This window comes from Aeromonas sp. R4-3 (assembly GCF_040908275.1).
GTDB lineage: Bacteria > Pseudomonadota > Gammaproteobacteria > Enterobacterales > Aeromonadaceae > Aeromonas > Aeromonas rivipollensis.
Window position 1 is genome coordinate 93,318 of the sequence record NZ_JBFODK010000063.1, and the last position, 26,034, is coordinate 119,351.

Annotated in this window: 31 protein-coding genes and 1 other RNA gene; 18 read left to right on the top strand and 14 right to left on the bottom strand. The window is 60.0% G+C overall.

From position 1 onward, the window contains the following. From AB5Y91_RS20780 to AB5Y91_RS20790, 3 genes are all read left to right on the top strand, one after another. Complete coding sequence (locus AB5Y91_RS20780; protein WP_234569918.1) at window positions 1-480, top strand: cytochrome c-type biogenesis protein; 480 nt, start codon at window positions 1-3, stop codon at window positions 478-480. Further along, window positions 477-1,745, top strand: a complete 1,269-nt coding sequence (gene ccmI, locus AB5Y91_RS20785; RefSeq protein WP_368170666.1) for a c-type cytochrome biogenesis protein CcmI — start codon at window positions 477-479, stop codon at window positions 1,743-1,745. Before AB5Y91_RS20780 ends, ccmI begins: the two co-directional genes overlap by 4 nt. An 80-nt stretch (window positions 1,746-1,825) precedes the next feature. Further along, window positions 1,826-2,635: a VacJ family lipoprotein gene (locus AB5Y91_RS20790; RefSeq protein ID WP_111912497.1), complete on the top strand. Its 810-nt coding sequence runs from the start codon at window positions 1,826-1,828 to the stop codon at window positions 2,633-2,635. A 102-nt stretch (window positions 2,636-2,737) separates the two neighbouring features. Here the strand turns inward: AB5Y91_RS20790 and sodB are convergent, their stop codons facing one another. Further along, window positions 2,738-3,322: a superoxide dismutase [Fe] gene (sodB, locus tag AB5Y91_RS20795; protein WP_005331469.1), complete on the bottom strand. Its 585-nt coding sequence runs from the start codon at window positions 3,320-3,322 to the stop codon at window positions 2,738-2,740. Between the two features lie 287 nt (window positions 3,323-3,609). Here sodB and AB5Y91_RS20800 point away from each other — a divergent pair, with 287 nt between their 5' ends. Continuing rightward, window positions 3,610-3,954: a Grx4 family monothiol glutaredoxin gene (locus AB5Y91_RS20800; protein ID WP_025326276.1), complete on the top strand. Its 345-nt coding sequence runs from the start codon at window positions 3,610-3,612 to the stop codon at window positions 3,952-3,954. 65 nt (window positions 3,955-4,019) lie between these two features. Here AB5Y91_RS20800 and AB5Y91_RS20805 read toward each other — a convergent pair whose 3' ends face one another. Beyond that, a complete protein-coding gene (locus AB5Y91_RS20805; RefSeq protein ID WP_368170667.1) occupies window positions 4,020-5,231 on the bottom strand; it encodes an RsmB/NOP family class I SAM-dependent RNA methyltransferase in 1,212 nt (403 codons plus the stop codon). A gap of 211 nt (window positions 5,232-5,442) precedes the next feature. On the opposite strand from AB5Y91_RS20805, the gene AB5Y91_RS20810 reads away from it, so the two are divergent. The 4 genes from AB5Y91_RS20810 (at window position 5,443) to AB5Y91_RS20825 (ending at window position 9,501) form a co-directional block, all read left to right on the top strand. Continuing rightward, entirely contained in the window at window positions 5,443-7,419 is a 1,977-nt protein-coding gene (locus AB5Y91_RS20810) for a reprolysin-like metallopeptidase (RefSeq protein ID WP_368170668.1), read from the top strand. Further along, window positions 7,416-7,739: a hypothetical protein gene (locus AB5Y91_RS20815; protein WP_368170669.1), complete on the top strand. Its 324-nt coding sequence runs from the start codon at window positions 7,416-7,418 to the stop codon at window positions 7,737-7,739. The genes AB5Y91_RS20810 and AB5Y91_RS20815 overlap by 4 nt, the downstream gene beginning before the upstream one ends. 164 nt (window positions 7,740-7,903) lie before the next feature. Then, the gene (gene pdxH / locus AB5Y91_RS20820) at window positions 7,904-8,542 is read left to right on the top strand and encodes a pyridoxamine 5'-phosphate oxidase (protein WP_139744881.1); all 639 of its coding nucleotides are present in this window, start codon (window positions 7,904-7,906) and stop codon (window positions 8,540-8,542) included. Next, the gene (locus AB5Y91_RS20825; RefSeq protein WP_262108985.1) at window positions 8,542-9,501 is read left to right on the top strand and encodes a LysR substrate-binding domain-containing protein; all 960 of its coding nucleotides are present in this window, start codon (window positions 8,542-8,544) and stop codon (window positions 9,499-9,501) included. The genes pdxH and AB5Y91_RS20825 overlap by 1 nt, the downstream gene beginning before the upstream one ends. A 236-nt stretch (window positions 9,502-9,737) precedes the next feature. On the opposite strand, the gene AB5Y91_RS20830 is transcribed toward AB5Y91_RS20825, so the two are convergent. From AB5Y91_RS20830 to AB5Y91_RS20845, 4 genes are read right to left on the bottom strand one after another with little or no spacing between them, the layout of a single operon-like run. Next, window positions 9,738-9,989, bottom strand: a complete 252-nt coding sequence (locus AB5Y91_RS20830; RefSeq protein ID WP_368170670.1) for a hypothetical protein — start codon at window positions 9,987-9,989, stop codon at window positions 9,738-9,740. Continuing rightward, window positions 9,961-11,142, bottom strand: a complete 1,182-nt coding sequence (locus AB5Y91_RS20835) for a M20 family metallopeptidase (RefSeq protein WP_368170671.1) — start codon at window positions 11,140-11,142, stop codon at window positions 9,961-9,963. Before AB5Y91_RS20835 ends, AB5Y91_RS20830 begins: the two co-directional genes overlap by 29 nt. Next, window positions 11,142-11,591 (bottom strand): hypothetical protein, encoded by a 450-nt coding sequence (locus AB5Y91_RS20840; RefSeq protein ID WP_005325846.1) that lies wholly within the window; start codon window positions 11,589-11,591, stop codon window positions 11,142-11,144. The genes AB5Y91_RS20835 and AB5Y91_RS20840 overlap by 1 nt, the downstream gene beginning before the upstream one ends. Beyond that, window positions 11,588-12,406, bottom strand: a complete 819-nt coding sequence (locus AB5Y91_RS20845; protein ID WP_163156139.1) for a DUF3100 domain-containing protein — start codon at window positions 12,404-12,406, stop codon at window positions 11,588-11,590. The genes AB5Y91_RS20840 and AB5Y91_RS20845 overlap by 4 nt, the downstream gene beginning before the upstream one ends. Before the next feature lie 219 nt (window positions 12,407-12,625). On the opposite strand from AB5Y91_RS20845, the gene AB5Y91_RS20850 reads away from it, so the two are divergent. Together AB5Y91_RS20850 and AB5Y91_RS20855 are read left to right on the top strand one after the other, a co-directional pair. After that, window positions 12,626-13,837 carry a GNAT family N-acetyltransferase gene (locus AB5Y91_RS20850; RefSeq protein ID WP_368170672.1) on the top strand — a complete coding sequence of 404 codons (1,212 nt, stop codon included), beginning with the start codon at window positions 12,626-12,628 and terminating at the stop codon, window positions 13,835-13,837. A gap of 161 nt (window positions 13,838-13,998) precedes the next feature. Continuing rightward, complete coding sequence (locus tag AB5Y91_RS20855) at window positions 13,999-14,505, top strand: GNAT family N-acetyltransferase (protein ID WP_106887448.1); 507 nt, start codon at window positions 13,999-14,001, stop codon at window positions 14,503-14,505. Window positions 14,506-14,565: 60 nt separating this feature from the next. Here the strand turns inward: AB5Y91_RS20855 and AB5Y91_RS20860 are convergent, their stop codons facing one another. Beyond that, window positions 14,566-15,066, bottom strand: coding sequence for an SRPBCC domain-containing protein (locus AB5Y91_RS20860; protein ID WP_106887447.1), 501 nt, complete (start codon window positions 15,064-15,066; stop codon window positions 14,566-14,568). A gap of 182 nt (window positions 15,067-15,248) precedes the next feature. On the opposite strand from AB5Y91_RS20860, the gene AB5Y91_RS20865 reads away from it, so the two are divergent. Continuing rightward, window positions 15,249-15,680 (top strand): GNAT family N-acetyltransferase, encoded by a 432-nt coding sequence (locus AB5Y91_RS20865; RefSeq protein ID WP_289975696.1) that lies wholly within the window; start codon window positions 15,249-15,251, stop codon window positions 15,678-15,680. Between the two features lie 347 nt (window positions 15,681-16,027). Here the strand turns inward: AB5Y91_RS20865 and AB5Y91_RS20870 are convergent, their stop codons facing one another. Then, complete coding sequence (locus tag AB5Y91_RS20870) at window positions 16,028-16,636, bottom strand: type VI secretion system-associated protein TagO (RefSeq protein WP_103243504.1); 609 nt, start codon at window positions 16,634-16,636, stop codon at window positions 16,028-16,030. Between the two features lie 260 nt (window positions 16,637-16,896). On the opposite strand from AB5Y91_RS20870, the gene AB5Y91_RS20875 reads away from it, so the two are divergent. The 5 genes from AB5Y91_RS20875 to AB5Y91_RS20895 all read left to right on the top strand — a co-directional run bounded on the left by AB5Y91_RS20875 (window position 16,897) and on the right by AB5Y91_RS20895 (window position 20,436). Beyond that, window positions 16,897-17,454: a recombinase family protein gene (locus AB5Y91_RS20875; protein WP_117405136.1), complete on the top strand. Its 558-nt coding sequence runs from the start codon at window positions 16,897-16,899 to the stop codon at window positions 17,452-17,454. A gap of 154 nt (window positions 17,455-17,608) precedes the next feature. Further along, entirely contained in the window at window positions 17,609-17,914 is a 306-nt protein-coding gene (locus AB5Y91_RS20880) for a hypothetical protein (RefSeq protein WP_147323371.1), read from the top strand. Beyond that, window positions 17,911-18,402 carry a hypothetical protein gene (locus AB5Y91_RS20885; RefSeq protein ID WP_069651784.1) on the top strand — a complete coding sequence of 164 codons (492 nt, stop codon included), beginning with the start codon at window positions 17,911-17,913 and terminating at the stop codon, window positions 18,400-18,402. Before AB5Y91_RS20880 ends, AB5Y91_RS20885 begins: the two co-directional genes overlap by 4 nt. A 168-nt stretch (window positions 18,403-18,570) precedes the next feature. Next, complete coding sequence (locus AB5Y91_RS20890; protein WP_117405132.1) at window positions 18,571-19,092, top strand: helix-turn-helix domain-containing protein; 522 nt, start codon at window positions 18,571-18,573, stop codon at window positions 19,090-19,092. 258 nt (window positions 19,093-19,350) lie between these two features. Further along, the gene (locus AB5Y91_RS20895; protein ID WP_147323370.1) at window positions 19,351-20,436 is read left to right on the top strand and encodes a hypothetical protein; all 1,086 of its coding nucleotides are present in this window, start codon (window positions 19,351-19,353) and stop codon (window positions 20,434-20,436) included. Window positions 20,437-20,662: 226 nt separating this feature from the next. Here AB5Y91_RS20895 and AB5Y91_RS20900 read toward each other — a convergent pair whose 3' ends face one another. The 4 genes from AB5Y91_RS20900 to smpB all read right to left on the bottom strand — a co-directional run bounded on the left by AB5Y91_RS20900 (window position 20,663) and on the right by smpB (window position 23,793). Beyond that, complete coding sequence (locus tag AB5Y91_RS20900; protein ID WP_201997218.1) at window positions 20,663-21,019, bottom strand: hypothetical protein; 357 nt, start codon at window positions 21,017-21,019, stop codon at window positions 20,663-20,665. Beyond that, entirely contained in the window at window positions 21,016-22,749 is a 1,734-nt protein-coding gene (locus tag AB5Y91_RS20905) for a site-specific integrase (protein WP_325782520.1), read from the bottom strand. The genes AB5Y91_RS20900 and AB5Y91_RS20905 overlap by 4 nt, the downstream gene beginning before the upstream one ends. Before the next feature lie 73 nt (window positions 22,750-22,822). Beyond that, window positions 22,823-23,182: a transfer-messenger RNA gene (ssrA, locus tag AB5Y91_RS20910) on the bottom strand. Between the two features lie 122 nt (window positions 23,183-23,304). Next, window positions 23,305-23,793 carry an SsrA-binding protein SmpB gene (gene smpB, locus AB5Y91_RS20915; protein ID WP_025326288.1) on the bottom strand — a complete coding sequence of 163 codons (489 nt, stop codon included), beginning with the start codon at window positions 23,791-23,793 and terminating at the stop codon, window positions 23,305-23,307. Window positions 23,794-24,043: 250 nt separating this feature from the next. Between smpB and AB5Y91_RS20920 the strand changes: the two genes are divergently transcribed. Both AB5Y91_RS20920 and AB5Y91_RS20925 read left to right on the top strand, forming a co-directional pair. Next, complete coding sequence (locus AB5Y91_RS20920) at window positions 24,044-24,478, top strand: SRPBCC family protein (protein WP_043133123.1); 435 nt, start codon at window positions 24,044-24,046, stop codon at window positions 24,476-24,478. Further along, the gene (locus AB5Y91_RS20925) at window positions 24,471-24,830 is read left to right on the top strand and encodes an RnfH family protein (RefSeq protein WP_106887445.1); all 360 of its coding nucleotides are present in this window, start codon (window positions 24,471-24,473) and stop codon (window positions 24,828-24,830) included. The genes AB5Y91_RS20920 and AB5Y91_RS20925 overlap by 8 nt, the downstream gene beginning before the upstream one ends. A gap of 87 nt (window positions 24,831-24,917) precedes the next feature. On the opposite strand, the gene AB5Y91_RS20930 is transcribed toward AB5Y91_RS20925, so the two are convergent. Further along, a complete protein-coding gene (locus tag AB5Y91_RS20930; protein ID WP_368170673.1) occupies window positions 24,918-25,553 on the bottom strand; it encodes an NAD(P)H-binding protein in 636 nt (211 codons plus the stop codon). A gap of 127 nt (window positions 25,554-25,680) precedes the next feature. Beyond that, entirely contained in the window at window positions 25,681-26,019 is a 339-nt protein-coding gene (locus AB5Y91_RS20935) for an outer membrane protein assembly factor BamE (protein WP_005325779.1), read from the bottom strand. Window positions 26,020-26,034: the final 15 nt, after the last annotated feature.

The window sequence follows — 26,034 nt, forward strand, 5'->3', positions numbered from 1 at the left end:
ATGAAAACGCTTATTGCATCCCTGTTGCTGCTGGGGGGCCTGCTGGGCGCCGGCCAGGCCAGTGCCGCCATCGACGTCTACACCTTCGACAGCGATGCCCAGGAGCAGACCTTCCGCGAGCTGACCAAGGAGCTGCGCTGCCCCAAGTGTCAGAACCAGGACATCGCCGACTCCAATGCGGGGCTCGCCAAGGATCTGAGGGACAAGACCTACCAGATGGTGCGGGACGGTAAAAACAAGGAGGAGGTAGTGGATTACATGGTGGCCCGTTACGGCAACTTCATCCTCTATGATCCGCCCCTGATGGCCTCCACCCTGATCCTCTGGCTTGGCCCCCTGCTGGTCATCGTCATCGGTGCCGCCACTGTGGTGGTGCGCAGCCGCCGTGCCCCGGCGGCGACAAAACGAATGAATAACGCCCTGAGCGAAGAAGAGCGGCGCCGTCTGGCCGAGCTGCTCAAAGAGGAAGAGAAACAATGACCGCATTTTGGATAGTGATCGCGGCCCTGCTGGTGCTGGCGAGCCTGGCGCTGATCCTGCCGCTGTGGCGCGGCGAGGGTCGCCAGAGCATCAGCCGTTCGGCCCTCAACAAGCAGCTCTATCGCCAGCGTCTGCTGGAGATAGGCGAGGAGCGTGAGCAGGGAATACTGGCCGAGGAGTCCGAGTCCCTGGTGGAGCTGCAACGCAGCCTGCTGGACGACATCCCCGACGTGGAGCAGAGCGCCCGCAGCGGCAAGAGCCTGATCTGGATCCCGGGTGTGCTGGTGCTGGTGGTGGTGAGCCTGGGGCTCTACTACCAGCTGGGGGCCTGGCAGGAGGTGAGCCGCTGGCAGGATGCCAGCAGCCGGCTGGGGGAGCTGAGCAACCGCATCCTGGTGGAGCGGGATAGCGAGGTCACCGAACAGGATCTGCTGGACTTCACCCTGGGGCTGCGCACCCGGCTGAAAGAAGAACCGAACGACTACCGTGGCTGGCTGCTGCTGGGGCGTCTGACCCTGGATGGCAATGACCCCGAGATGGCCCGCGAGGCGCTGGAGCGGGCCTACTCCCTGGCGCCGCAGAAGGCCATGGTGGCGGTACCCTATGCCCAGGCCCTGATGATGACGGGGGAGGAGGCCCGGGCGGATCAGCTGCTGCAGGCGGCCATCGCCCAGGATCCGGCCAACATAGAGGCGCGCTCGGTCCATGCCTTCATGGCGCTGCAGAAAGAGGACTTCCAGACAGCGCTGGTGCGCTGGCGAGCCATGTTGCCGCTGCTGGAGAAGGGATCGACCCGCCACGCCATGGTGGAGCGCTCCATCGAGTATGCCGAGCAGCAACTGCGTCAGCGCGGCATCGCCGTGACAGCCGCACCCGCCGCTCAGGCCGGGCAGGGCAGTGCCCAGATAGTGGCGGTGAAGGAGGGAGAGTATCCCCTGCACATCACCCTGGCACCTGGCATCCAGCTGCCGGAGGATGCCCACCTGTTCGTCTTTGCGGTGATCCCCAATGGTCCGCCCATGCCCATCGCGGTCAAGCGCATCCCGGGTCCGCAGTTGCCCCTCACCCTGTCACTGGGGGATGGGGATGCCATGATGGAGGGGAGCAAGCTGGCGGCCTATCCCGAGCTGCAGTTCAAGGCTCGCCTCTCCCGGGGCGGCAACGTCATGAACAAGGAAGGCGCCTTCGAGGGGGTCTCGGTCACAGTGCCGACCACCAGCATCCCTACAGCGCCGATTGACATCCGCATCGATCACGCACTCTAATACCCTCTTGGCCCGACCCCGGGATGGGGCGGGCCTACCTATAATCCATAAAGATTCCCAAAAAAGCTTAGGACTTTCATATGTATCTGCGTTCAGGAGCATTGGCAGTGGCACTGCTGTTGGGGGGCTGTGCGGGTGGCCCTCCCAAGCCGGGCCCAGAGAGCCTGGATCTCAACGAAACCCCCAGCCGCCCCGGGGCGTCCAGCACGGCCAGCGATCCCCGTGACCCCTTCCAGGGGGCGAACCGGGCCATGTGGGCCATCAACTACGACGTGCTGGAACCCTATGTGGCTCGCCCCGTGGTCCATGGCTATGCCCGCTATGTGCCGCAGGGGATGAAGGACGGCATCGACAACCTGGTGGAGAACTTCGACGAGCCGAGCAGCATGATCAACCACCTGCTGGTCGGCGATCTGAAGGGGGCGGGGACCAACCTGGGCCGCTTCACCCTCAACACCACCATAGGTCTGCTGGGGATCTTCGACGTGGCCAAGCATGCCGGCCTCGAGCGCAACATGCTGGAGATGGATACCGTGCTCGGCAAGGCGGACATCGGGGATGGCGCCTACATCATGGTGCCCGTCTACGGCCCGACCACCACCCGCGAACTGGTGGGGGATACCATTGATACCATCTACTTCCCCTATGCCCTGCTGACCTTCCCGATGAAGTTCGTGCACTGGGCGCTGGATGGTCTGGGCACCCGCTCCAAGCTCATCGATCAGGAGCGGATCATCGACAATGCGCTCGATCCTTATGCCCTGACCAAGGACTTCTACCTGCAGTACAACGACGGCAAGGTGACGGGTCGCCAGCCTGAGCTCAAGCAGCAGGGCCAGCAGGAGGATGACAGCAACCTGGACGAGTATCTGGACGAGATAGACCAGTAACGACCCATGGTTATCAAAAAGGCGCCCATGGCGCCTTTTTCGTTGCTTGTTCGCCATAAAAAACGCCCCGCAGTGCGGGGCGTTTTGGCAAGAAAGAGGCTATCAGGCAGCCAGGTTCTTGGCCACGAATTCCCAGTTGACCAGGGCCCAGAAGGTTTCCATGTACTTCGGACGCAGGTTGCGGAAATCGATGTAGTAGGCGTGCTCCCACAGGTCGACGGTCAGCAGCGGGGTGGTCCCGGCTTCGGTCAGCGGGCAGCCGGCGTTGGAGGTGTTGACGATGGCCAGGGAGCCGTCGGCTTTCTTTACCAACCAGGTCCAGCTGGAGCCGAAGTTGCCGATGGCAGACTTGGTGAACGCATCCTTGAACTCGGCGAAGGAGCCGAACGCCTTGTTGATGGCATCGGCCAGGGCGCCGGTGGGTTCGCCACCGCCGTTCGGGGAGAGGCAGTGCCAGTAGAAGGTGTGGTTCCAGATCTGGGCGGCGTTGTTGAAGACACCGCCAGTGGAGGTCTTGATGATCTCTTCCAGAGACTTGCCTTCAAACTCGGTACCCGGCACCAGGTTGTTCAGGTTGACCACGTAGGTGTTGTGGTGCTTGCCGTGGTGATATTCCAGGGTTTCCTGGGAGATGTGCGGTTCCAGAGCATTGATTGCATAGGGCAGAGCGGGAAGTTCGAAAGCCATTTTCTACTCTCCATTGGCTGGGCCGTGCGAAGGCGACGGTTGCAAGACATTGCGTACTCTTTTCTATGTTGAAAAGAATTGTTCTTGAAATGATGGGGCCAGACGGCCCAAAGCCCGTCGATTGTAGCAGCATCAAAGATGGGCGAACAACTCTTGATTCTCGCCATGATCCGGATCAAGCTGCGGCGTATTGATTCATCACTTCTTGCATTCGGGACGGTTTGCCAGTTTGTGGTCTGCCCGGTTTGCAGTAGAATGGCCGCCGAAATCGCTCTAGTGAGGCATTTATGGAAACTATTGAAAAGATCAAACAGCAGCTGGCTGAGAATCCCATCATCCTGTACATGAAGGGATCCCCCAAGCTACCCAGCTGCGGTTTCTCTGCCCAGGCCTCCCAGGCCCTGATGTCCTGTGGCGAGCCCTTTGCTTACGTCGACATCCTGCAAAACCCGGACATCCGTGCCGAGCTGCCGAAATTTGCCAACTGGCCGACCTTCCCGCAACTCTGGGTGGAAGGTGAGCTGGTCGGTGGTTGCGACATCATGATCGAGATGTTCCAGGCTGGCGAGCTGCAGACCTTGATCAAGGAAGCTGCCGCCAAGCACAAGCAGGATGATGCCGCCGCCGAATAAGGTCGCATCCGCATCATGCAAAAAGGGGAGCCATTGGCTCCCCTTTTTTATGCGTGCGCAGGGCCTTAGGCGATGCGTTCGATCCGCGCCATGTAGAAACCGTCGAAGCCGGTCTCGGAGGGGCTGACGGTGTGGTCATCCCGCAGGCGATAGTTCTCGTTGGCAGCCAGGAACTTGTCCACCTGCTGGCGGTTCTCCTGGGGCAGGATGGAGCAGGTTGCATAGACCAGCAGGCCGCCCACCTTCACCATCTGGCTGTAGCGTTGCAGTATCTCTTCTTGCAGGGCGACCAGTACCGGCAGGCGCTCGGCGGTGTCACGCCACTTGGCATCCGGATTGCGCTTGAGCACGCCAAGGCCCGAGCAGGGCACATCCAGCAGCACGCGATCGGCGCTCTCCTTGAGGCGCTTGACAGTCTTGCTGCTGGTGATGACCCGGGTCTCCACGTTGTGGGCACCGGCGCGGCGGGCGCGCTGCTTGAGGTTCTCCAGCTTCCACTCTTCCACGTCCATCGCCAGCAGGCGGCCCTTGCCTTCCATCATGGCGGCGATGTGCAGTGTCTTGCCACCGGCACCGGCGCAGGCGTCGATGACCCGCATGCCCGGGGTGACCTCCAGAGCCGCAGCAACCAGTTGGGAGCCAGCGTCCTGCTGTTCGAAGCAGCCATCGGCAAAGGCCTTGGTGCGGAACAGGGCGGCGTCCGAGGTGACCTGCAGGGCGGTCTCAACACCATCAACCGGAATGGTGGTGACATGCTCTTTGGCCAGAATGGCCTGCAGCTCTTCCCGGGTGCACTTGAGGGTGTTGACCCGCAGGTAGCGCTTGGGCATCCAGGCCAGGGCGGCACGCTCGGCAGGCCAGGCCTCACCGAGCTGCTCGTTGCCCAGCTTTTCCAGCCAGGCAGGGCAACCATCCATCAGCACCGGGTTCTTCTTCGCCTCGGTCAGACGGCGGCGGAATGCCTCTTCATTGAAGCGATCCAGGGTCGGGTTGTTGGGCTGGGCAATCTTGTGGAAGGCGTGCCAGCTGTGCAGCAGCGGCCAGACATTCTTTTCGGCCTGACGGACCTGGATGCCGGTCAGGAAGCAATAGAGGCTGAGACGACGCAGCAGGTCGCCGGTGACCAGGGCAATCCTTGCCTGTTCTTGCGGTTTGAGTTCGATGCCGGAGAAGCGACGGGCATAAGCGCGGTCGAGGGTGAGGCCCTGACCGAGTACATCGTCAACAATGGCAACGACCAGATCCCCGAAACGGGGCAACAGTGGGGATTTGAGCATGAGATTAACCTTGGCCAAAAAAGGATGAACCGGCCCGTGACACAGGAGGGTTCTGAAACGGACAAATCCGCGCCATGATAGGGGCTAGACTGCATTGGTGCAACCGTCCCCATTCGGGGAATGTACAGAGGATGGGACTGGACTTCTCACCCGGGCAGGAAAATGATGCTGAGGCAGTTCAGGCGAACGCATGGAAAAAGGGATAATAAAGATGCAGTTGATGAAATACTCTCCGCTGGCGTTGCTGGTGGCCGGTCTGATGAACGCCAGCGGCCTGGCCGCCAGTGAGTGGAATACGGTGGCGGCACGGGCCACCGCTGCCGATGGCTATGAGGTGCGGGCCAGCCAATATCGCATTGCCACTGTGCCGGCCGATTACTTCGCCGGTTTGCAGGGAGGGGATCCTCGGCTGACCCTGCCGTTGCCGGATGGCAAGGAGGTGACCTTCAACCTGCAGCCCTATGATCTGCTGCCATCGGATCTCGCCGCCAGGTATCCCGGCATTCTGGCATTCAAGGGATATGACGAGTCCAACCCGGTGGAGACGGGGCGCTTCGATCTCGGTCCCCAGGGTTTCCACGCCATGTTCAGCCACCAGGGCCGCATGGTGTTCGTGGATCCGCTCAGAAACGGTGAAGGCTACGCCATCTATTACCAGCAGGATGCCCACAGCCGGCTGGAGGAAGAGGCGGACAAGGTCATCGGCTCCCAGGCCAAGACCCTGGCCCGTCAGGTGCTGGTGGATGGCAACGAGCGCAAGCGCTACGTCATCGCCATCTCGGCGGCGGGGGAGTACACCCAGTATCACGGTGGCACCGTCGAGGCCGGTCTCGGCGCCATCGCCACCCTGCTCAACCGGGTCAACGAGGTGTACCAGCGTGACGTCGCCGCCGAGTTCCAGCTCGCCAGCGGCAACGACACCATCATCTTCACCGACACCGCCACCGATCCTTTCAACAACGATGACGGCGACATCGATGCCAACGTCACAGTGCAGCAGAATGCACAGACCCAGGCTGGCACCAAGCTCGGCGCCTTCGACATTGGTCACGTGGTCAACACCGGGGGCGGCGGTCTGGCGGGGCTGGGAGTGCTCTGCACCGCTGAGAAGTCGGCGGGCATGACGGGCTCCCCCAATCCCGTGGGGGATGCCTTCTTCATCGACTATGTGGCCCACGAGATTGGCCACCAGTTCGGCGCCGACCACACCTTCAACGGCACCACCGGCAGCTGTGGCGGCGGCAACCGGGAGGCCAGCCAGGCCTGGGAGCCCGGCAGTGGCAGCTCCATCATGGCCTATGCGGGGATCTGCGGGGAAGAGAACCTGCAGGCCAACAGCCTGCCCTACTTCCACAGCAAGTCCATCGAACAGATGCGGGTCCACATGGCCACGGTCGCGAGCTGTGGCAGCTCCCAGAGCCTGACCAACAACGCGCCCCAGGTCGCCGCCGGCAACGACTATGTGATCCCGGCCAACACCCCCTTCGTGCTCAAGGGCGCCGGGGCGGATCTGGATCAGGATCCCCTGAGTTACACCTGGGAGCAGATCGATCTCGGCACCGAGTCCTTCAGCGTCGCCAGCATGGTGGACGACGGCAGTCGCCCGCTGTTTCGCTTCGTGGCGCCGACCGCGTTGCCGGAGCGCACCCTGCCAAGCCTGCCCTCTTTGCTCTCCAACACCCTGGCGAAGGGGGAGGCCTGGCCTGCCACCAACCGGGCTCTCAACTTCCGCCTCACGGCGCGGGACGGCAAGGGCGGTGTCGCCAGTGACGACATGAAGATCCAGGTGGTCAACACCGGCAGCGCCTTCCGCCTGACCAGCCCGCTGGTGACCCCGCTGGGAGCCGGCGCCAACCAGACCATAGGCTGGGATGTGGCCGGCACCAACGCGGCCCCCATCAATTGCAGCAAGGTGGATCTCTCCCTGACCCGGGACGAGGGGGTGAGCTGGACCCTGCTCGCCAGTGGCCAGCCCAACTCGGGCTCGGCCAGCGTCACCATACCCGCCGGCAACGACGGCACCGCCAGGCTGAAGGTGGCCTGCAGTGACAACCTCTTCTTCGCCATCAGCCCGCTCAAGCTGTCGGTGACCCAGCGTGGGGATGAGGGCGGCGGTGGTGGCGGTGGCTCCCTCGGCTTCTGGACCCTGGCCCTGGCGCTGCTGGGCTGGCAACGGAGGCGGGCATGAGGCTGGCCGGCGTGCTGCTGCTCACCCTGCTCGGCGGCTGTCAGGCCGATGCCGACACCCTGGATCAGGCAGTCAGTGACAGCCTGGCCCAGCAGGATTACCGGCTGATAGTACGGGCCGGCCGTGGCGAGGTGGCACCCGGCATAGCGGCGGAGCAACAGGTGGCTGCCAAGGCTCGCTGTGGCGTGCGCTATCTGGAGGGGCTCGGCGATGTCATCAAGCCGGATCAGAAGGAGGCCCACGCCAGGCTGAGCGCCTATGCGGCGGAATATAACCGGCGCATGCTGGCCCATTGCCCGCCGGTTGACGGCAAACCATAGGCAGGCGGCAAGCCGCCGGCAGAAAAAGGGAGGCACAGGCCTCCCTTTCTGTTTTTGGTGTCGGCATTTGGCCGCCCCCAGGCTTGTACCCATGCCGTGCTCGTCGCACAATGCCTCCACCCATAGCCGCACGGGCGGCAAAGAAAGAGAGAAGGAAAATCAAGATGATGGATGTGGCTGATCTGCGTCGTGAATACACCAGGGGTGGACTGCACCGGGCCGATCTGCCGGCCGAGCCTCTCGCCCTGTTCGAGAAGTGGCTGGCCCAGGCGTGCGAGGCCAAGCTGACCGACCCCACCGCCATGGTGGTGGGCACAGTGGATGCCGACGGCCAGCCCTGGCAGCGCACAGTGCTGCTCAAGCACTACGATGCCCTGGGCATGGTGTTCTACACCAACATGGGCAGTCGCAAGGCACATCAGCTGGAAGGCAATCCCCGCATCAGCCTGCTCTTCCCCTGGCACACCCTGGACCGCCAGGTACACGTGACAGGCCGGGTGGAGAAGATGAGCACCTTCGAGGTGATGAAGTACTTCCACAGCCGCCCCAAGGATAGCCAGATAGCCGCCTGGGTCTCCAAGCAGTCGACCCGCATCTCGGCCCGCGGTGTGCTGGAGGCCAAGTTCCTCGAGCTCAAGCAGAAGTTTGCCAATGGCGAGGTGCCGCTGCCGAGCTTCTGGGGCGGTTTCCGGGTGGTCATCGAGACGGTGGAGTTCTGGCAGGGGGGCGAGCATCGCCTGCACGATCGCTTCTACTACAGCCGCGAGGGGGATGGCTGGCACATAGAGCGGCTGGCGCCCTGATGAACATCGCCAGGCTCAAGAATTTCACCGAGATAGTGAAGAACAACTTCAACATCTCGGCGACGGCGGAGAAGCTCTACACCTCCCAGCCGACCCTCAGCAAGCAGATGAAGATGCTGGAAGACGAGCTGGGGCTGGCGCTGTTCACCCGCAAGGGCAAGAACCTGGTGGGCCTGACCCCCATGGGGGAGCAGGTGATGGAGCTGGCCAAGGGGGTGGTGGCCCAGGTCGAACAGATTGGTCAACTTTCCCTCGGTGATCAGCTGGCCACCAGCGGGGTGCTGCGCATCGCCACCACTCATACAATGGCCCGCTACAAGCTGCCGTCGGTGATCACCGCCTTCTCTCACCGCTTCCCCGAGGTCAGCATCCAGCTGCATCAGGGGGCGCCGGCCCAGCTGGCACAGATGGTGCAAAACGGGGATGTGGAGATGGCCATCGCCACCGAGTCCATGCACCTGTTCGACGAGCTGGCGACCATTCCCTGCTACCGCTGGGGGCGCGGTGTTGTGGTGCCCCACGGTCATCCACTGCTGGACTGCCAGCCGCTCTCCATGGCGGATCTGGCCCGTTATCCCCTCATCACCTATGTGTTCGGCTTCACCGGTCGCTCCAAGATGGACAAGGCGTTCGGTCGTCATGGCCTCAGCCCCCGCATAGTGCTGACCGCCACCGACAGCGACATCATCAAGCACTATGTGCGTCTCGGTATGGGGGTGGGGGTGATCGCCACCTCGGCGTTCGACGAGGGGGACAGGGAGAGCCTGGTCTGCCTCAACATAGATCACTTGATTGCCTCGAGCGTGGCCCATGTCTGCCTGCGCAGGCACGCCCACCTGCGGGACTACATGTATGACTTCATCCACCTCTATGCCCCCCACGTGAGCCGGGAGACGGTGCAGCTGGCGCTGCTCAACCAGTCGACCCCCGCCAGTGCGGCGACCCTGCCCTGGTTGTAGCGCCGGATCTGTGCTGCGGCCCTGAATGGCAGAGACAAATAGCCGGGGCTGCGATGCTGCGCGAAATGGCAGAGACAAAAAAAGAGAGGCCATTGGCCTCTCTTTTGTTTATCGGTATGCGGGATTAATCGCGTCTGGTCGCCAGATTGACAAAGATCTGGGCGCCGATCAGCAGGCAGTCATCGTCCAGGTAGTAGGGGTTCCCATGCAGGTAGTTGCAGAGCCCCTGTTGCCCCTCAGGCTGCCCTGGTCGCCAGATTGACAAAGATCTGGGCACCGATCAGCAGGCAGTCATCGTCCAGGTAGTAGGGGTTCCCATGCAGGTAGTTGCAGAGCCCCTGTTGCCCCTCAGGCTGCCCTGTCGCCAGATTGACAAAGATCTGGGCGCCGATCAGCAGGCAGTCATCGTCCAGATAGTAGGGGTTCCCATGCAGGTAGTTGCAGAGCCCCTGTTGCCCCTCAGGCTGCCCTGGTCGCCAGATTGACAAAGATCTGGGCACCGATCAGCAGGCAGTCATCGTCCAGGTAGTAGGGATTGGCGTGCAGGTAGTTACAGATCCCCTTGGCCTGGCAGCCGCTGCCGAGGAAGAACATGGCCCCCTTGCGACCCGGGGTGGCGTTGATCATGTAGCTGAAGTCCTCGCTGCCTGTCATGGGCTGGCCCCGGGGGTTGATGCCCTCGGCCGGCAGCACGTCGGCGGCGGCCTGCAGCAGGCGCTCGCAGGCCTCGCCATGGTTCTCCACCGCCGGGTAGCCGGCATGGACCATGGTGGTCTTGAAGCCGCGCAGCTCGCTCTGGGCGACCATGTCCCTGAAGCTGTTTTTCAGGATCTGGTCGGTCTCGGCGTCCATGGCACGTATGGTGCCGCGGGCCTGCACGTGATCGGCCACCGCATTGGGGATGGTGCCGCCGTTGATCATGCCGCAGCCAAACACTGCGGGGCTGAACGGGCTGGTGCGCTTGGCGACTATGTAGTCCATGTCCTCTATGATGCGCACCGCCTCGCGGATGGCATCCAGCCCCTTGTGGGGGGTGGAGCCGTGGGCTGAGATGCCGTGCACATCCAGGGTCCAGGCCGAGCCCCAGGAGGACATGACCCCCTGATTGAACTTGATGGTGCCCGTCTCCATGGCGCCGTCGTTGTGGAGGGCGTAGATCTCGTCCACCCCCTTCATGCAGCCGAGCTCCACCATCTTATCTGCCCCCGGCACCCGCATGTCCTCCTCCGCCATCTGGAAGATGACGCGAACGTTGTAGCGCAGCCGATCCTGGTGCCCTGCCAGGAATTTGGCGGTGGTCAGGGCGATCGCCATGTGGGAGTCGTGGCCGCAGTTGTGGGCCATGCCCTCGTGGGTGGACTTGAACGCCACCTCGCTCATGTCGTGCATCTCCAGACCATCCATGTCGGCACGGAAGGCGATGGTGGGCAGTGTGGGATCAACGACCAGATCCCCGTGAAAACCGGTAAAGCCAGGATACTCGGTGAGCTTGTAGCCAAACTCCTCCATCAAGCCCCGGCAGTAGGCTGAGGTCTTGAACTCGGCCCCGGAGTACTCCGGGATGCGGTGCAGGTGGTGGCGTACCTCGTGGCTGAAATCGCGCAGGGCAAGCAGGTCAGGTTCGATATGGTAGTGGTTCATCAGATGATCCCTTGAATGGAGAAGCCGAGTTGGGCAACCAGCGAGGCGCCGAAGAAGCAGCAGGTGGAGACGATCATGAAGATGAGGATCACCTTCCAGGACATCTTCTTGAGCTCCTCGAGCTGACCGCCGACGGAGAGGCCGGCGAAGGCCAGCAGCGGCACGCAGCAGGAGAGGAACGAGATCTTCGCCACGGCGTCGATGAAGAGGCCGCGCACCGGCGTCTCGGGCAGGCAGATGAGGATGCCGATGATGGTGGCATAGGCAAAGGCCGGCAGCGAAGAGGGCAGATAGCGCTTGGCCACCAGGGAGGCGAACACCACCAGGGACATGGCGATGAAGCTGTCACCCATCAGCCAGAGCGGGGTGCCCGTGGTCAGGGTCTGGGTAAACATGGCCAGCAGGATCGCCAGAAAGACGAACCGCATATCCATCACGATGCTCTTCATGCTTTCTCTCCTTTGTCAGTCAGGGCATAGATCTTTTCGGCAAGGGGCAACCCCAGGTAGGTGAGGGAGAGGGCGCCCAGGGCCGACGAGAGCAGGTTCGAGGCGGCGGCTATGCTCAGCACCTGCTGGGCCAGGGCCTCGTCGAGGCCGTTGATCAGCGCGCCGGAGGCGGCACTCAGCATGGAGCCTGAGCCCACGCCGGAGCCGGCGGCCAGGGCCAGCGGGTGCAGACCAGTGAGCGGGGCGATACTGCCCAGCACGCTGAACCAGAGGGTGCCGATGACGGAGCCGCACAGGTAGATGGCGAGCACGCCTATGTACTCCTGAGAGCCGGTGCCGAACTTGCCCTGAATCACTGCGACGGAGGGCTCACGGCTGATGGAGGAGCAGGCCCCGATGGCGCGACGGCCGAAGCCGAATTTCACCGCCAGCGGAATGGCGATGAGGATGGGCAGCAGGTTGCCTATCTCCTGCAGGAAGAGCGGCACGCCGACGCTCAGGATCATCTTGAGGTTGGGGATGATCATGCCCGCGTACTGGGTACCCAGGATCAGCAGGCTGAAGCCCACCATCTTGCCGCAGAAGCCCTCTTCCTTTTCGCTGAAGAGGCGCTTCCAGCCCGGGATGCGATCCTTGACGGGCTTGGCGGAGACTATCATGCCGATGATGACGGCAAAGAGCATGGGCAGTATGGGGATGATGGCGATGCCTATCCTGATCTCCTGTTTCCCGATGAGGTACTGGGCCACGAAGATCAGCAGGGCGGTCGCCAGGGTACTGACTAACACCGTTTTGAGGGGAGTGGTTTGCTGCATAGTGTGTTCTCTTGTTATGCGTTGTCATTCACGAGCGGCGCTGGCCGCTGCGAGATGGGGGCATGATAGGAAGGGAAGGGGGGCATTAATGTGACCGCCATCAAGCTGGCCATATGGCATTTTTTCATGGGGTATGCCGTTTAACCATGCTAAAGATATGGGTTAACAAACCATTAGCAGCCGGTTATGCTGCGCCGTTCGGCGGTCGCAGGGGGAAGGATGGAACTGTTGATAGAAGAGGCGCTCTGGCGGCCTCGCTGGCAGGGGGCGTTGCAGGCGTGGCAGGGGCAGGGCAACCGCTGGCAGTTGCTGCGCGGCAGGCGCTGCGAGCAAGTGGCAGTGACCCCTGCGCCCTGGGCCCGCTGCCCGCCTGACGGCACCCTCTCGGCCAGCGGCTTGCTCGCCGCCTGGTTGGGGGAGGGTGAGTCACCCCTCATGACGGCGGACCCGAGTCGCCAGATCCTGGTTTCTGCCTCCAGCGTCCTCCTGACCCTGGCCAAGGAGAGCGGCCTGCTCACCCTGGGGCCCAATGGGGCGGATATGCTCCTCGGCGCCGATGGGGATCTGGCCGCCGCGCTGCAACGCCTGCTGGCCCGGCGCCTGACCACCCCCCTGCTGCGTGAACCCGGGGGCGCGGCCTCTCCGGCCCTGGTGCTGCGGCCACTGCAAGCCGCCGACGAGCCAGCCGTCCTGCGCTACTGCTCGGATGAGGCGCTCGCCCGCTACACCCTCAATATTCCTCACCCCTATCCAGCGGAGGCGGCCCGCGACTGGCTCGCCATGAGCGGGCGCAAGGCCGCCCTCGGGCTGGGGCGGACCTGGGCCCTGACATTGCCCATGGGTGATGAGCCGGCCCCCCTGCTCGGGGTCATCTCCCTGCACTGGCACGGCGAGCTGGCCTGGTGGGTGGGGGTCCCTTGGCAAAACCGCGGGCTGGCCACCCGGGCGGCACTGCTGGTCAGGGCCTTTGCCTTCGAGCAACTGCGTCTGCCCGCTCTGACCGCCCGCCACATGCCGGGCAACCTGGCTTCCGGCCGGGTGATGGCCAAGCTCGGCATGCACCATTGCGGGCGGCGGCCCGGGTCGGCGCGCCAACCCGCTGAACTGGATCATTGGCGGCTGGATCGCCCGCCGTGCCTGCCGGACGACCTCAAGGAGGCGCTGGCCCCCTGGCTCGAGGACGAGCGGGTGGCGGTGGCCATCCTCCATGAGGACGAAGTCGGGGGGCAGGAGGTGGCGCTCTTCATGGAAGGGGCCGGGGCGGGCGGTGAGCGGCGCCTACCCGCAGGGCTGACGGTCAGGTGCCATCCGCTCGCCTGGCTGGCGCCTGGGGCCCCCGGGGTGCAGGCCCATGGTGGCGGTGTCCTGCTCAAGGACAGGGGCGAGCTTGGCCTCGGGTATCTGCTGCGATTGCTGGAGCCTGGCGCTTGATGCTGGCAAAGTCGGCGGGAAGAGGGGGTATTGCGACGCTTGGCGCATGGATTGCCATTCGTTTTCCTGAGTCAGCCCTCCCATTTTCGGATAAAGGCGCTCAAGTCAGGAGCCACTTCTGTGAAATAATGGCCACCCTGCTGTACGAGGAGTAACGCTGTATGTTGAGAACCGAGCGTCCCGGCGACATGCTGCCAGTCTTTGAGCTGGTGAGCGCCGCCTTTGGTCGTCCCGACGAGGCCGAACTGGTCAATCGCCTGCGCGAGTGTGGGGCCGCCGTGGTCACCATGGTCGAGGAGGAAGAGTACGAGTTCATGGGGCACCTGATGCTGAGCCCGATCACCATTGACGGCCAGGAAGGTCCCTGGCTCGGGCTGGCGCCGGTGGCCGTCCATCCGGACTGGCAGGGGCAGGGCATAGGCTCGGATCTGGTGCGGGAAGGGCTGGACACGGCCCTCGAGATGGACTGGAAGGCGGTAGTGGTGCTCGGCGATCCGGCTTACTATGGCCGCTTCGGCTTCAGGCCCGCCAGCGACTTCGGCCTGCACTGCATCTACGAGGTACCCGCCGACTGCTTCATGGCGATGGAGCTGCAGCCCGGGGGGCTGGCCGGCCTGCAGGGCGAGGTGCTCTACCACCCCCTGTTCGATGAAGAGCCGGTGGAATAACCGCCTGAACACCATAAAAGAAGGACCCACTAAGGGTCCTTCTTTATTTCAATCGCTCCCTCACTGGGCCAGGGATTTCAACTGCTGCCTGCCCGGTGGGTTGTTCCAGTCGATGGGGCCGTGGGTGAAGCGATACTGCAACCTTGGCAGGCAGAGCTCCAGCCACTCCTCCCTGAAGTAGGCATAGCCCTGGTCCCAATCCGGGTCATTGGCCCAGCCTGTTTGCAGGAAATGGAGCCGGGTGCCCTGACCTTCGGGCACGAAGCGCAGGCTGACCTGAGTCTTCTGCTGGCGGATATGGGGAAACTGGGGCGGGAAATTCCAGCTGAAGCTGAGCAAGTCATGGGGCATGACCGCCATCACCCGGCACCCTTCACTGCCGCGCTCTCCCAGGGGGGCTTCTGGCCTGAAATAGATTTCGAAAGGACCGTTGGGTTCCGGCACCATCAGACATTCCGGCGCCAGGAAGCTGCGCAGACCGCTCTCCGTGGTCCAGGCCCGCCAGACATCGTCGATGTGGGCGGGTACCAGAATGCTGCCTTCTATTTGCTTGTTATCCATAAATCAGTGAACCTCAAACCAGTCATGGACGGGACCCAGGCAGTATAGCCCCTAAGGCGATAAAATAGGCAGCCCTGCGTCACAGCATCACGTATTCAAGAGGGTCCAGCTTGCCGATTTGACACGGCGACGGGATCCATCGAGAGTGGGAGGCAGTGAGCAGGCAAATCAAGGATGTCTTCATGATCAGAATGATGCGAGATGCAGATGAACCCATGCTGGCACAGCTGTTCCTCAAGGGGAGGCGGCAGGCCTTCCATTGGGTAGAGCCCTCCCTGTTTAGGCTGGAGGATTTTGCCGAGCAGACCCGGGGGGAGCAGATCTGGGTGGCGGAGAAGGGCGGTACCCCCTGCGGATTCGTCTCCATCTGGGGCCTGGACAGTTTCGTGCATCACCTCTATGTGGTGGCCGACTGGCATGGGCAGGGAATGGGGCGGGCCTTGCTGGCCGCCGGGCTGGCCGGACACAAGCCCCCGGCATCCCTCAAGGTGGCCACCCGCAACACCACGGCGCTGGCGTTTTATCACCGCCTGGGCTGGCAAAACACGGACGAGACCGGCCACTGCGAGATAACGGGCCCCTGGCGCCGGCTGGTCCTGACCTCCGGCGACTAGTCTCCCTCGCGAGGCGCGCCCTCTGCCCCGGCAGAGGGCGGCATCAGGGCCATCTCGCCCGCTACAGCGCCCCAGACAGACCACCAGAGCTGGCTCAGGCATGAACGCAATCCACAAAAAAAGGCCACTTCCTGCGAAGTGGCCTTTTCCAAACGTTTGGTGGAGCTGGGGGGAGGTGACAACCAATCTTTAGTTTATCATTTCAGATCAATCAGTTAGATGACCTGTTCCAGCGAATCATTTCTGTGACCCTTCACTATGACACCAAATTTTGGACGCCAGTTCAACTCCCTAATTGTCATTTGAATTATGTGGCTTAGAATTCAGCGAATCCAAATCACATATTATTACCATTTACAAATTTCCCTGAGGGGTTTAATTGCATTTTCTAAGCCTGAAGTATCAAAAATAGCCGTTACTGGGTTTTCATTGTACGGTGTTATTTGGGCTACAAGCTTGTTTGATGTGAACATTTCTTTTAAGAATTGAACTGGCCTTGGATGAAAGGACGCTTTACTATCACTGGACAGACTCCATTCCTGAGTAACAGCTTTATTGTTACCTACTCTAGTTAGAACATAGGCATCACCCCCGAGATAGTCGTCCCAGGCAATATATAAATCTGTACTGTTACTTTGGCATCTTGCAATAATGGAAATGGGACTTCCTGAGCGACTAACGCCGGAGTCCGCATCCAAAATCAAAGTCACAGTTTTGGAGTCATCAACTGGGTTTTCCTTAACCGATACATACCACTTACCCTTGTCAGCTATAGCTGTAGGAACTACCTGCGGGCCTTCAAGTTTATTATTTTTTGCCAGTTGATCAAAGCACTCCAGTCGGTGTAAATCCCCCTCAAGAGCTGCACATTTTGCAAACTCTTTTTCATCTAAAGCTGCATAAGAATTCGTTGCTAAAAGTAATAAAACTGTTAAGTGAATAGGTTTGCTATCCATGCCATTACATCTCCTATTTATGAAATAGCTAATTATACGTAGAGCTTTGCTCAGTAACTTTGCGCAATCTAACATTTTGCACGCATTTATCGGCATCAGATAGTAGCTAGTGAACAGCACGGCTTGTGCGGCTCATAAATTGTACCTTTTGAGCCACCTAAACACCCCCACTGAAAAGGGTGGCTCAAAAGTGTTGATTTTGATATGAGCCACCACTATATTGTGAGCTATAGTTTTTGAGCCACCTGTGGGGAATTGTTATGGCGGTCATCGGGTATTTGAGGGTAAGCACTGGCGAGCAGAGCGTAGAGGCTCAGCGCCACAGCATTGAGCAGATCCACAAGGTGGAAACGTGGTTTGCAGACGAGGGGATATCTGGTGCAGTGAAGGCATTAGAGCGCCCGGAATTCTCCGAGCTGTTCAAGTTTGTGCGGAAGGGAGATACGCTAATCGTTCCCGCCGTTGACCGTCTTGGGCGTGACACCATCGACGTGTTGAACACTGTTGAGGCGCTGCAATCCAAGGGCGTGTCGATTATCAGCTTGCGGGAGGGGTTCGACCTATCCACGCCAATCGGTAAGGCAATGCTGACCATGCTGGCCGCTGTCGCAGAGCTGGAACGCTCAAATATCAAGGCCCGTCAGATGGCCGGGATCGCCAAGGCCAAGGCAGAGGGCAAAGCATTAGGGCGTGAGAAGACCATCGACGATACCGCCGTTGCTATCTGGCGGAAGGAAAACCGCGCAAGCATCCAGGCGACCGCCGAACATTTTGGGATTTCACCCGCCAGTGTGAAGCGAGCCTGCAAAGCAGCGTAATGACGACCCAAACAGCACGCGAATAAAGCAACAACATACCGGCCAAGCGCCGGTATTTTTTTGTCTTTAATGTGGTGATCGGTCATCTATTTGTGTAACATGAAATCATTGTAACTTATTGAGATTTATAGGCTTATACATGAAGGTTTCAATATTGAAGCGTCAGCTCGCAGAGCGGATGGGTGAGGATGCGCACTATCTGGAAGGTAGGGACAAAGCGTTTTTAGCAGAGCTTGCCGGTATGCCGGTTGAGCAGATTGAAGACGACGAGATCATCACTGGTGAAGGGGAAACCGGCTGGATTGAAGAGCGTGAGACCTATCTAGATTCGGCGGACAGGATGCGCATGGAGGTTAAGGAGGAAATCGAGAAGCAGCGTCAGCGCACTATTGAGCGTGGAAGCCTTGGCGGCTCGTATCGTATAGCGGCGGCATTGGCCCGCAATGGAGGTAAAGCATGATCCCGGAAACGCGTTTCGAACAGGCGCATGGTGTGACAGCGGGCAAGCTCTCATACGCTTTGGAACTGATGGATAAGGGGGACGTTGTGGCGGCTCGCGATGTAATCCTTGAGGTTCAAAAGACCAATGAAGAGCAGGCCCGGGTTATTGATACCCGGCTTTATGGGGCTGTTCGTAATCTATGCGAGGCGAGGCGTATGGATAGCCGGAGATTTTTCGCATTGCAGCAGGTGTTAGGGTTGCGCGAGATCGTCCGCTCCTTGCTCGTATCACCTGCCGGGGTGGATCTGATCTCTATGCATGTGCCAGTAGAAAATGATTTCTTTGTCTCCATGCTGTCTAGGATCCCACAATCGGCGGCAGTAGCCCCCATAGCCAATGACAATGAGCGGGCGGCAACCCTGACATATCAAAATGGGAATGCGCGTTTATGGACGATGTTCTGCGAACAGCAGCAGGGTTTGGAGCATGGAGAGGGGAAAGCATGAAGCCGCAAAAAACAGTCCAAGTAATACGGCTATCCCGTCCAGTCGCGGAACGTGTGGCGATATGGGCCAGTGCTCTGAATATGTCGCCTACGCAAATTGTGGAGCTGGCAATCACCCGATGGGAGCAATTGACCCCGTGTGATGCGCTCGGAATAGAGGGGGGCCGCGATGCGTCGCACCTCCCCCGCCCTTGAAGCGCAGGTCGCCGCAGCTCTCGCGGCAGGATGGCCTATTGTTGCTATCGCCGAGCAGACGGGAATCAGCCTATCCACAGTGAAACGGATCCGGGGGCGTTCAGGTGTTCGCCCCGACTCGATGCGGGAGGAGTTGATAGAGGAGGCCCGCGCCGGATTGCGGGCCTCATTATCTTCTGAGTTCGCCGCCTCGGAGGGCGCTCGCCTCGTCCGGTCACAGGTTGCACTTTGCAACCAAATCCATACCAAGACAGCCGAGCTGTTAGAGAGCCTAACGATTGATAGTGAATGTGACAGGCACCAAGCGGCCAAGATCCTTTCAGCGTGTGCCACAGCCAGCAAGCTAGCCGCTGATGGGTTGCGCCGGGTACTCACACTGGCAGCGGAGCCGGAGGTGGTCGAAGCCCTGCCGGAGCTGGTTGTGAGAGACTACACAGACGAGGAGATATTGGCTATCAGGGCCGAGCGCGATTGCTGGGGCGATGTGCCGCCATAGTGATGCAGGTTGACGGCGACCCCGCCCATGTCGCAAAGTAACTCCGTAATTTTGGCCGATGAGTCGGCCCTACCTCTTCGCTAACGCCCATTTCGCGGCGTCCTTTCGTTGGAATCCCCATAGGTACTGACACCGGCCCTAACCGGTCAGTTGTCGCTGTACGCGCTTCACAGGCGTGAAAGAGATTGGAAAGAGGGCTTGCCGTTGGCGAGCGATAAAAAAAGCCGCCCAATGAGGCGGCATAAAGGAATTACATTAATGATCATACCAGCAGAAAACCCGGTGAACAATGACCGGTCATCAATACTAGAACGGCCTAAGGTTGTTGAATTTCGTGTGAGGATCATCCGCGAACGGATAGAACGTGACTCATACGCACATGGCACGCCTCGCAGGCAATGGCATTTTGCAAACCATGCAGAGACGGATTTGGGACGGCGCTCTAATCGGAAAAATGGAAATTTTGAACGTGGTTTGAGACGCAAAATTGCACGGCAAAACCTAGAGCTGGCGTGCCTTGCTGCTAACCAAGACCCGCAGAAAATGATCCGACCCGTGGTTATGGGTATTACCCCTGATAGTGACCAAAACAAGATCCTGATTGCAGTCAGGAAGGATTGGAGGAAACACCCCCTCCCTGAATGGGATGAACTATCCAGACCTGAGCGGTGGGCCTTTGGAATTCTCGGACACCTAAAGGCGAGTCGAGGTGAGTATTCAGCCATAACTCTGAATTTTTCCGAAAAGAAGGCCCAGCGATCCCTTGAGCATCTTAGGGACTCGGCACGAAAGAAGCTGGACGAGATCTTTGGCCTCGATGTCTCTTTCAACCTTGAGAGGGACAAAGAGGGTCGCGCCCACTTGCACACCCTCACACCCGGCAACGTCACGGACGCGCAACGCGCAGCACTTAAGAAGATGGGCGGGAAGTGGAGCGGTAGCGACGCGAGGCGGCAACTGGTAATAAAGCGCCGCCATGGTGTGCGGAATGCTATCTCGTGGGTGGCTGGTTATATGGCTAAGAATGTGGTGAAGGGGGAGGGCATTTATTATTTCCCCCACTCCATGACGCGAGAAGGCAAAGCCATTTATGAGAACATGGTCGCGATGGTTAGTGAACAGTGCATTGCTGCTCGGAGCAGTCAGACCACCAGCCCCACACAAACCAAAGTCCTAGAAAAACCAGCTCCCTACTCATCCCCCAGTGAGAACGTCAGCACTGCAATTTTGAAAATCGAGGCTGAAGACCACACGGGCACACCCGGCATAGATCCCCTAGATGCAATGCTTGCCGAGCTAGATAAGTGGGTAGCCACTAACCTAGGAAGGGAGGATGATGTCTGACCAGAAAGCATCTGACCCGGTAACGGACGGTTAATGACCCTGTAGTAAAAGTAGATGTGCGGGGTGTGTCAGGTGTAAGGGGGATCGTAAACGTGTGAGACAGTACCGGGACGATTTACAAAAACCGCTTTAGAGCTCTTCAGCGAGCATCCGGCACCGTACCAATGGCATAGCGGCAATAACGCACAGGGGGCGTTCCAGGCCCCCAGAATCAAACCTTTCGCAGCTATGCCACCACCTGACGAGTCACCCCCAGAACCTCACGCCCCAGCATCAGGCTCAGATTGAAATCGGCAGCAGACACCGGGAGCGTTCCGTTGTCGCTCTCGTCGAGATAATCCAGCACGTCAGCTGGTGAAACGTGCTGGATGTCATCGAAGCCACTCTGGATCAGTAGCGTCCAGAGCGCCCTTTTCCCTGCCTGTGATAATTCGCGCTCGCTCCATTGAAACCACTCGCAGACGCCTTCGCAATGATGGATATGGCGACCGTTAGACAGGCGGCACCCACAGGGCAGCGACACGCTCAATACCCTAGCCTGTATGGACAGCAGGACGTCCTCGAAGCTGATGTCGGATCTCATTTCAAATTCCCCATTTTCTTGGCTCTTCGCCAGTTCAACCAATTAACCCCGGTCAGGTCACAGCCGAAATCGACACTGTTTATGACGTTGCGCAGCGTTGCACAAGCCTCTTGCATCCGTGGGCTATAACTGACATTTGGCTTGATATAGTCCACCGTCGCGCCTAAATCCCTAGGGGCTGGCAAGCCGTAGGTTTTCCGCAAATCGGAGCCGTGTCCCAAGATCATCTGTATCTGTTTCAGGTCTGTGTCTGCATGGTGGGCGCATGTGGCGAAGGTATGCCGCAGGCTGTGAAAGCTGACTTGATGATCGGTTTGCCAAATGTCCAGCTTTGCCAACAACCCGGTTCCCTTGTAATGGTTGAACCACTTGCCCAGCTTGTGTGAGTAGTTTGGCGCCTCTGAGTCGCCGCCAAGTACCCAGCCCGGAAATAGTCTCGCGTCGTCACTAGACATCCGCGCCCATTCCACCAACTGCATAAAACCCGCATTCAAAGCTACATCCGGGAGCGGTATCAGGCGCTCGGCGTTGGGGGTCTTAGAGCCCGGCACGTTGAGCATGACTATGCCTCCTACATCAATGACATGGGCCACAGTGAGGCTGCCAATTTCATCGCCGCGCATCCCGGTAGTCAGTCCCAGCAATGGAGCCCAGAAATGCCAGTCTTTCGGCTGTTCGTAGGGAAGCCTACTGTCGGCTCGCCAGAGTCTATTAACTAGTTTCCCCAGTTGTTCCTGAGTGAAGGGTTGTCCGCCTTCTTCATAGTCGGCATCGTTCTTGATGGGGGTCAGCATGTTGCTGAAATCCTCGGCGACATACCGCTCAGCCTTAAGCCATTTAAGAAAGGGTTTAACGTCATGGAAGTGGGTCATCTGTCCCTGCTCGGACAGGGATGGCAGGCCCTGCTTGCCTAAGCCCAGATACCAGTTACGCCGCAGCAAGGGATCCTCGGGACGCTCCTTCCAAATTGGCTGTTTCGGGAGATTCTTCGGTAGCGTGCGGATAACCTCTCGATAGTGGGTAATATCGGCAGCAACAAGCGCCGCGCTGTTCAGCGGGCCGAGAACATCGAGAAAACGCGCAAGATTGCTTTTGCGCTGGCTCAGGGTCTTGGGTTTGAGCTTCTCCACATGTTCGCTGTGCTCGTTGAATCGGGCCACCAGCCATTCCAACGATTGACCGGGCGCAGAAGGGGCAACCAAGGCACTACCGACGAGCACCGGCTCGGCGTTGAGCGTTGTTGGCAACGAGGCGAGAGCGTCCGCCGTCCGCCGGGCTTCAATGAGCTGGCCTTGTGTCCGCTGGGCAATGCCAACCGCAGTACGGGCCAGCTCCTTCGCCTTCTGAGTTACAGCCTGAGCTGTCGCCAGCTCCTTGCGAGAGCGCAGTGCTGCAAGACGCTGCTCGTTAATCTGGTCTTGCAGTGCGGCCAACTGCTCCCCGAGCCGGATTTGTTCTCTTTTCGCGGCGATCTTCGCCTTCATGATTTCTGAGATTTCAGCCATGTTTACTTCCTGATCGACTTCCTGAACTAATGCCAATAATTCGTCGAGCAGGAGCCTGCCAAGTTGGAAAGCATGGATCCACAATTCTCCCGTTTTAGCGCGATTTTTTGTGCCAAGTGAGAAGCGAGTCTCACGAGGAGCGCCGTACTGGCGGAGGGATGGGGGGAAGATCAGGCGGTAGCAGTAGACACCACAGCGGTTTTTGATGAGACCGGGATAGAGCATATGTGACACCTCAGTGTGTCACTCCCTGACCAGCCATAAAGAAAAAGCCCTGACGAATCAGGGCTTTAGAAGGTGGTGGAGCTGGGGGGATTTGAACCCCCGTCCAAAATTACTACATCCTCGGTACTACATGCTTAGTCACTCTTTACATTCGCCAACACGCTGCGGAGAGACACGCCACGCATTGACTAGCTCGATTGGTTTTAATGCTTCCGCCCCGAGCAGGACTTCCACACGATCCTGTGAAGGATGACCTTCCAATTCCCTAGGACACAGGCAAGCTAGGGTAGAAGGGCTCAGCGCAGGTTATTAAGCTGCGAGTGCGTAGTTTTCGTCGTTTGCGACTATTTTTTTGCGGTTTGTTAACGAGGCCTACCGCACCTCGGCATGCACCTTGGGTTTCGTGAATCTTGTCGAATCCAGAATCAGCCCCAAGTTGTCAAAAGCGATTGTACGCAAAAATCCTGCCATGGCAAGGCGTTGATGGCAATCGACCGGCACGGGCCGGTCGATTGCTGGTTTATTGGTCGCCCCACGGGAGCTGGCGACGCACAATCAACCGCGGTTCTTGTTCTTCATGATGCGGGCCTTCTCCCGGTCCCATTCCCGGGCCTTGGTGTCTTCCCGTTTGTCGTGTTCTTTCTTGCCCTTCACCAGGCCGATCTCGACCTTGACCCAGCACTCTTTCCAGTACAGCGCCAGCGGCACTATGGTATAGCCCTGGCGGGCGGTCAGGCTCTCGAGCTTGTCGAGTTCACGGCGGCTCAGCAGCAGTTTGCGGGTGCGGGTCGGGTCACACACCACGTGGCTGGAGGCGGCGTTCAGCGGCAGGAAGCTGGAGCCGAACAGGAAGGCTTCGCCCTGCAGGAAGATGACATAGGCTTCGCTGATGTTGGCCTTGCCCGCCCGCAGGGATTTAACTTCCCACCCTTGCAGGGACAGACCGGCTTCCACGCGCTCTTCGATGAAGTACTCGTGACGGGCGGTTCTGTTGAGTGCAATGGTGCTGGACCCGGCTTTGTTTTTACTGTTCTTTTTGCTCATGACGGGGGCCTTCGGCAATGTTTAGGAAGGCGCATTATACGTGGGTGGCGGCGGCTGTAAAACGCGCAACCACTCGAGTGGCGGCTTTGTGAGCAGTTCGGTGATGTTTTTGGCCGGCAAGGTGATCTCAAGCTGGTCATCCGGGGCCGCAAAGGGGGGCAATTGCGCGCGTGGCGGCCAGGTGAGCAGTTTCGGCGGTGATTTTGGCTAGCAAGGTGATAAAATCGGCCCGATTGGATGAGGAAAGCCCATGCCCCGTATTACTCGCAGTGCCCTGGTGATGTTCAGCGCGGAACAAATGTTCCGTCTGGTCAATGATGTTCACGCTTATCCCGAGTTTCTGCCCGGTTGTGTCGGCAGCCGCGTTCACGAGACGGGTGAGGACTACATGATGGCCTCGGTGGATGTGGCCAAGGCAGGCATCGCCAAGACCTTTACCACCCGCAACTTGCTCGATGCCAACCGCGCCATCAAGATGGAGCTGGTGGAGGGCCCCTTCAGCAAGCTGGCGGGCTGGTGGACCTTCACGCCGCTGGATGTGGATGCCTGCAAGGTGGAGTTCGATCTCGACTTTGAATTTACCTCCAAGCTGATCGAGCTGGCTTTTGGCCAGATCTTCCGCGACCTGGTGGGCTCCATGGTGCTCGCCTTCTCCAACCGCGCCAAGGTGGTCTACGGTGTCTGATCTGCTCAATGTCGAAGTGGCCTATGCCCTGCCCGAGCGGCAAACCGTGTTGTGCATCCGAGTGGCCCCGGGCACCAGCGTGCTGGCTGCCATCGAGCAGTCCGGCATAGTGCAGAAACACCCTGAGATCGATCTCTCGGTCAACAAGTTCGGCATCTACAGCCGTCCGGTCAAGGGGAGCGAGCCGGTGCAGGACGGGGATCGCATCGAGATCTACCGTCCTCTCATCGCCGATCCCAAGGAGATGCGCAAGAAGCGGGCGGAGAAGGCCAAGGAAGAGGGACGGGCCGACGTGGTCACCGGCGGGCGCCCCGACGTGCACCGCAAACGGGACGACGGCGAATCGACCTGATGCGGGGAGACCGAGCAATGAAAAGAGGCGCCATGGCGCCTCTTTTCTATTGGATGTTTTATCACAGGGGTAGCACTGGCCTGGGCCTTACAGGGTCAGCAGCCGCTCGTTTTGCACCGTTTCTATGCCGCTCTCTTGCCTGGCGAGCACCGTCATGGCGTGCGCCACCTGGCTCGCCTCTATGGCCCGCCAGCGCCTGAGGGGCCCCAGCAGCAGGGGTTTTATCCAGGGATAGATGGCCTGAACTATCTGCTCGGACCTGCGCGGGGGCTGGCGATGACCGAGCAGCATGGCGGGACGCAGTATGACGAGCCGCTGCCACGCCTGGGCCAGCAAGGCCAGCTCCATCTGTCCTTTGGTGCGGGGATAGAGGGCGGGGGAGCCGGGGTTGGCCCCCAGGCTGGAGACGACCAGCAGGCGCCGGCAGCCGTGGCGGCGGGCGAGGGCGGCAAAGGCCAGCACATAGTCGTGATCGACCCGGCGAAAGGCCCCATCGGAGCCGGCGTCCTTGCGGGTGGTGCCGAGGCAGCAGAAGGCCATGTCGACGGGGCCGGGCAGCGCCACCTCGTCGAGGCGTTCGAAGTTTACCGGCAGCCAGTGCCGATTGGGGGCCGCCTCGCCCGGCTGGCGGCAGAGCAGAGTCAGCTGGTGCTCGGGGCCGAGCTGGCGGATGAGGGCCTGGCCGACCAAACCGGTTGCCCCGGCGATCAGGATCTGGCTCATGTGATCTCCTTGAGGGGATGACGAGGGGTGTTGACCTCCTTGATCATGGTTCAGGGAGCGCGCCCCTGTGAAACCCGATCGGAGGCCAGACAAGAGAAAACCGGCCTTGGCCGGTTTTATGATGCTATCAGAGCGGGGTCGTGAAGGCGGCGGGGAGGGGGAAGTCACCCGTGGCAGTGGCGAGTCTGTCTCCCACGAAGTTCAGGGTCAGCTCCTTGCGCTCCTTGTCACCACGACCTGGCTGGAACTCATAGAGATAGTACCAGGTGTTGGGGTCAAAGCCGTCGCGCAGCATGGGAGAACCCAGCACGAACTCGACCTGCTCGCGGGTCATGCCCTGGCGCAGCTTGTCGACCTGCTTTTGTTCCACATAGTTGCCCTGAGGAATATCGATGCGATAGACCAGGCTGCAACCGGACAGGGTGAGGGCGGTCAGGGCCGCGGCAATCAGGTGTTTCATCCGCATATCGGGTTCAGATCA

Bases quoted from the DNA above. Each gene is read 5' to 3' on its own strand.
- AB5Y91_RS20780 (WP_234569918.1), top strand. From the start codon at position 1: ATGAAAACGCTTATTGCATCCCTGTTGCTGCTGGGGGGCCTGCTGGGC.
- AB5Y91_RS20930 (WP_368170673.1), bottom strand. From the start codon at position 25,553: ATGAGCCAGATCCTGATCGCCGGGGCAACCGGTTTGGTCGGCCAGGCC.
- AB5Y91_RS20810 (WP_368170668.1), top strand. From the start codon at position 5,443: ATGCAGTTGATGAAATACTCTCCGCTGGCGTTGCTGGTGGCCGGTCTG.
- AB5Y91_RS20845 (WP_163156139.1), bottom strand. From the start codon at position 12,406: ATGCAGCAAACCACTCCCCTCAAAACGGTGTTAGTCAGTACCCTGGCG.
- AB5Y91_RS20875 (WP_117405136.1), top strand. From the start codon at position 16,897: ATGGCGGTCATCGGGTATTTGAGGGTAAGCACTGGCGAGCAGAGCGTA.
- AB5Y91_RS20865 (WP_289975696.1), top strand. From the start codon at position 15,249: ATGATCAGAATGATGCGAGATGCAGATGAACCCATGCTGGCACAGCTG.
- AB5Y91_RS20800 (WP_025326276.1), top strand. From the start codon at position 3,610: ATGGAAACTATTGAAAAGATCAAACAGCAGCTGGCTGAGAATCCCATC.
- AB5Y91_RS20835 (WP_368170671.1), bottom strand. From the start codon at position 11,142: ATGAACCACTACCATATCGAACCTGACCTGCTTGCCCTGCGCGATTTC.
- smpB (WP_025326288.1), bottom strand. From the start codon at position 23,793: ATGAGCAAAAAGAACAGTAAAAACAAAGCCGGGTCCAGCACCATTGCA.
- AB5Y91_RS20850 (WP_368170672.1), top strand. From the start codon at position 12,626: ATGGAACTGTTGATAGAAGAGGCGCTCTGGCGGCCTCGCTGGCAGGGG.
- pdxH (WP_139744881.1), top strand. From the start codon at position 7,904: ATGATGGATGTGGCTGATCTGCGTCGTGAATACACCAGGGGTGGACTG.
- ccmI (WP_368170666.1), top strand. From the start codon at position 477: ATGACCGCATTTTGGATAGTGATCGCGGCCCTGCTGGTGCTGGCGAGC.
- AB5Y91_RS20885 (WP_069651784.1), top strand. From the start codon at position 17,911: ATGATCCCGGAAACGCGTTTCGAACAGGCGCATGGTGTGACAGCGGGC.
- AB5Y91_RS20815 (WP_368170669.1), top strand. From the start codon at position 7,416: ATGAGGCTGGCCGGCGTGCTGCTGCTCACCCTGCTCGGCGGCTGTCAG.
- AB5Y91_RS20900 (WP_201997218.1), bottom strand. From the start codon at position 21,019: ATGAGATCCGACATCAGCTTCGAGGACGTCCTGCTGTCCATACAGGCT.
- AB5Y91_RS20805 (WP_368170667.1), bottom strand. From the start codon at position 5,231: ATGCTCAAATCCCCACTGTTGCCCCGTTTCGGGGATCTGGTCGTTGCC.
- AB5Y91_RS20905 (WP_325782520.1), bottom strand. From the start codon at position 22,749: ATGCTCTATCCCGGTCTCATCAAAAACCGCTGTGGTGTCTACTGCTAC.
- AB5Y91_RS20920 (WP_043133123.1), top strand. From the start codon at position 24,044: ATGCCCCGTATTACTCGCAGTGCCCTGGTGATGTTCAGCGCGGAACAA.
- AB5Y91_RS20855 (WP_106887448.1), top strand. From the start codon at position 13,999: ATGTTGAGAACCGAGCGTCCCGGCGACATGCTGCCAGTCTTTGAGCTG.
- AB5Y91_RS20860 (WP_106887447.1), bottom strand. From the start codon at position 15,066: ATGGATAACAAGCAAATAGAAGGCAGCATTCTGGTACCCGCCCACATC.
- AB5Y91_RS20790 (WP_111912497.1), top strand. From the start codon at position 1,826: ATGTATCTGCGTTCAGGAGCATTGGCAGTGGCACTGCTGTTGGGGGGC.
- AB5Y91_RS20870 (WP_103243504.1), bottom strand. From the start codon at position 16,636: ATGGATAGCAAACCTATTCACTTAACAGTTTTATTACTTTTAGCAACG.
- AB5Y91_RS20935 (WP_005325779.1), bottom strand. From the start codon at position 26,019: ATGCGGATGAAACACCTGATTGCCGCGGCCCTGACCGCCCTCACCCTG.
- AB5Y91_RS20825 (WP_262108985.1), top strand. From the start codon at position 8,542: ATGAACATCGCCAGGCTCAAGAATTTCACCGAGATAGTGAAGAACAAC.
- AB5Y91_RS20890 (WP_117405132.1), top strand. From the start codon at position 18,571: ATGCGTCGCACCTCCCCCGCCCTTGAAGCGCAGGTCGCCGCAGCTCTC.
- AB5Y91_RS20840 (WP_005325846.1), bottom strand. From the start codon at position 11,591: ATGAAGAGCATCGTGATGGATATGCGGTTCGTCTTTCTGGCGATCCTG.
- AB5Y91_RS20895 (WP_147323370.1), top strand. From the start codon at position 19,351: ATGATCATACCAGCAGAAAACCCGGTGAACAATGACCGGTCATCAATA.
- sodB (WP_005331469.1), bottom strand. From the start codon at position 3,322: ATGGCTTTCGAACTTCCCGCTCTGCCCTATGCAATCAATGCTCTGGAA.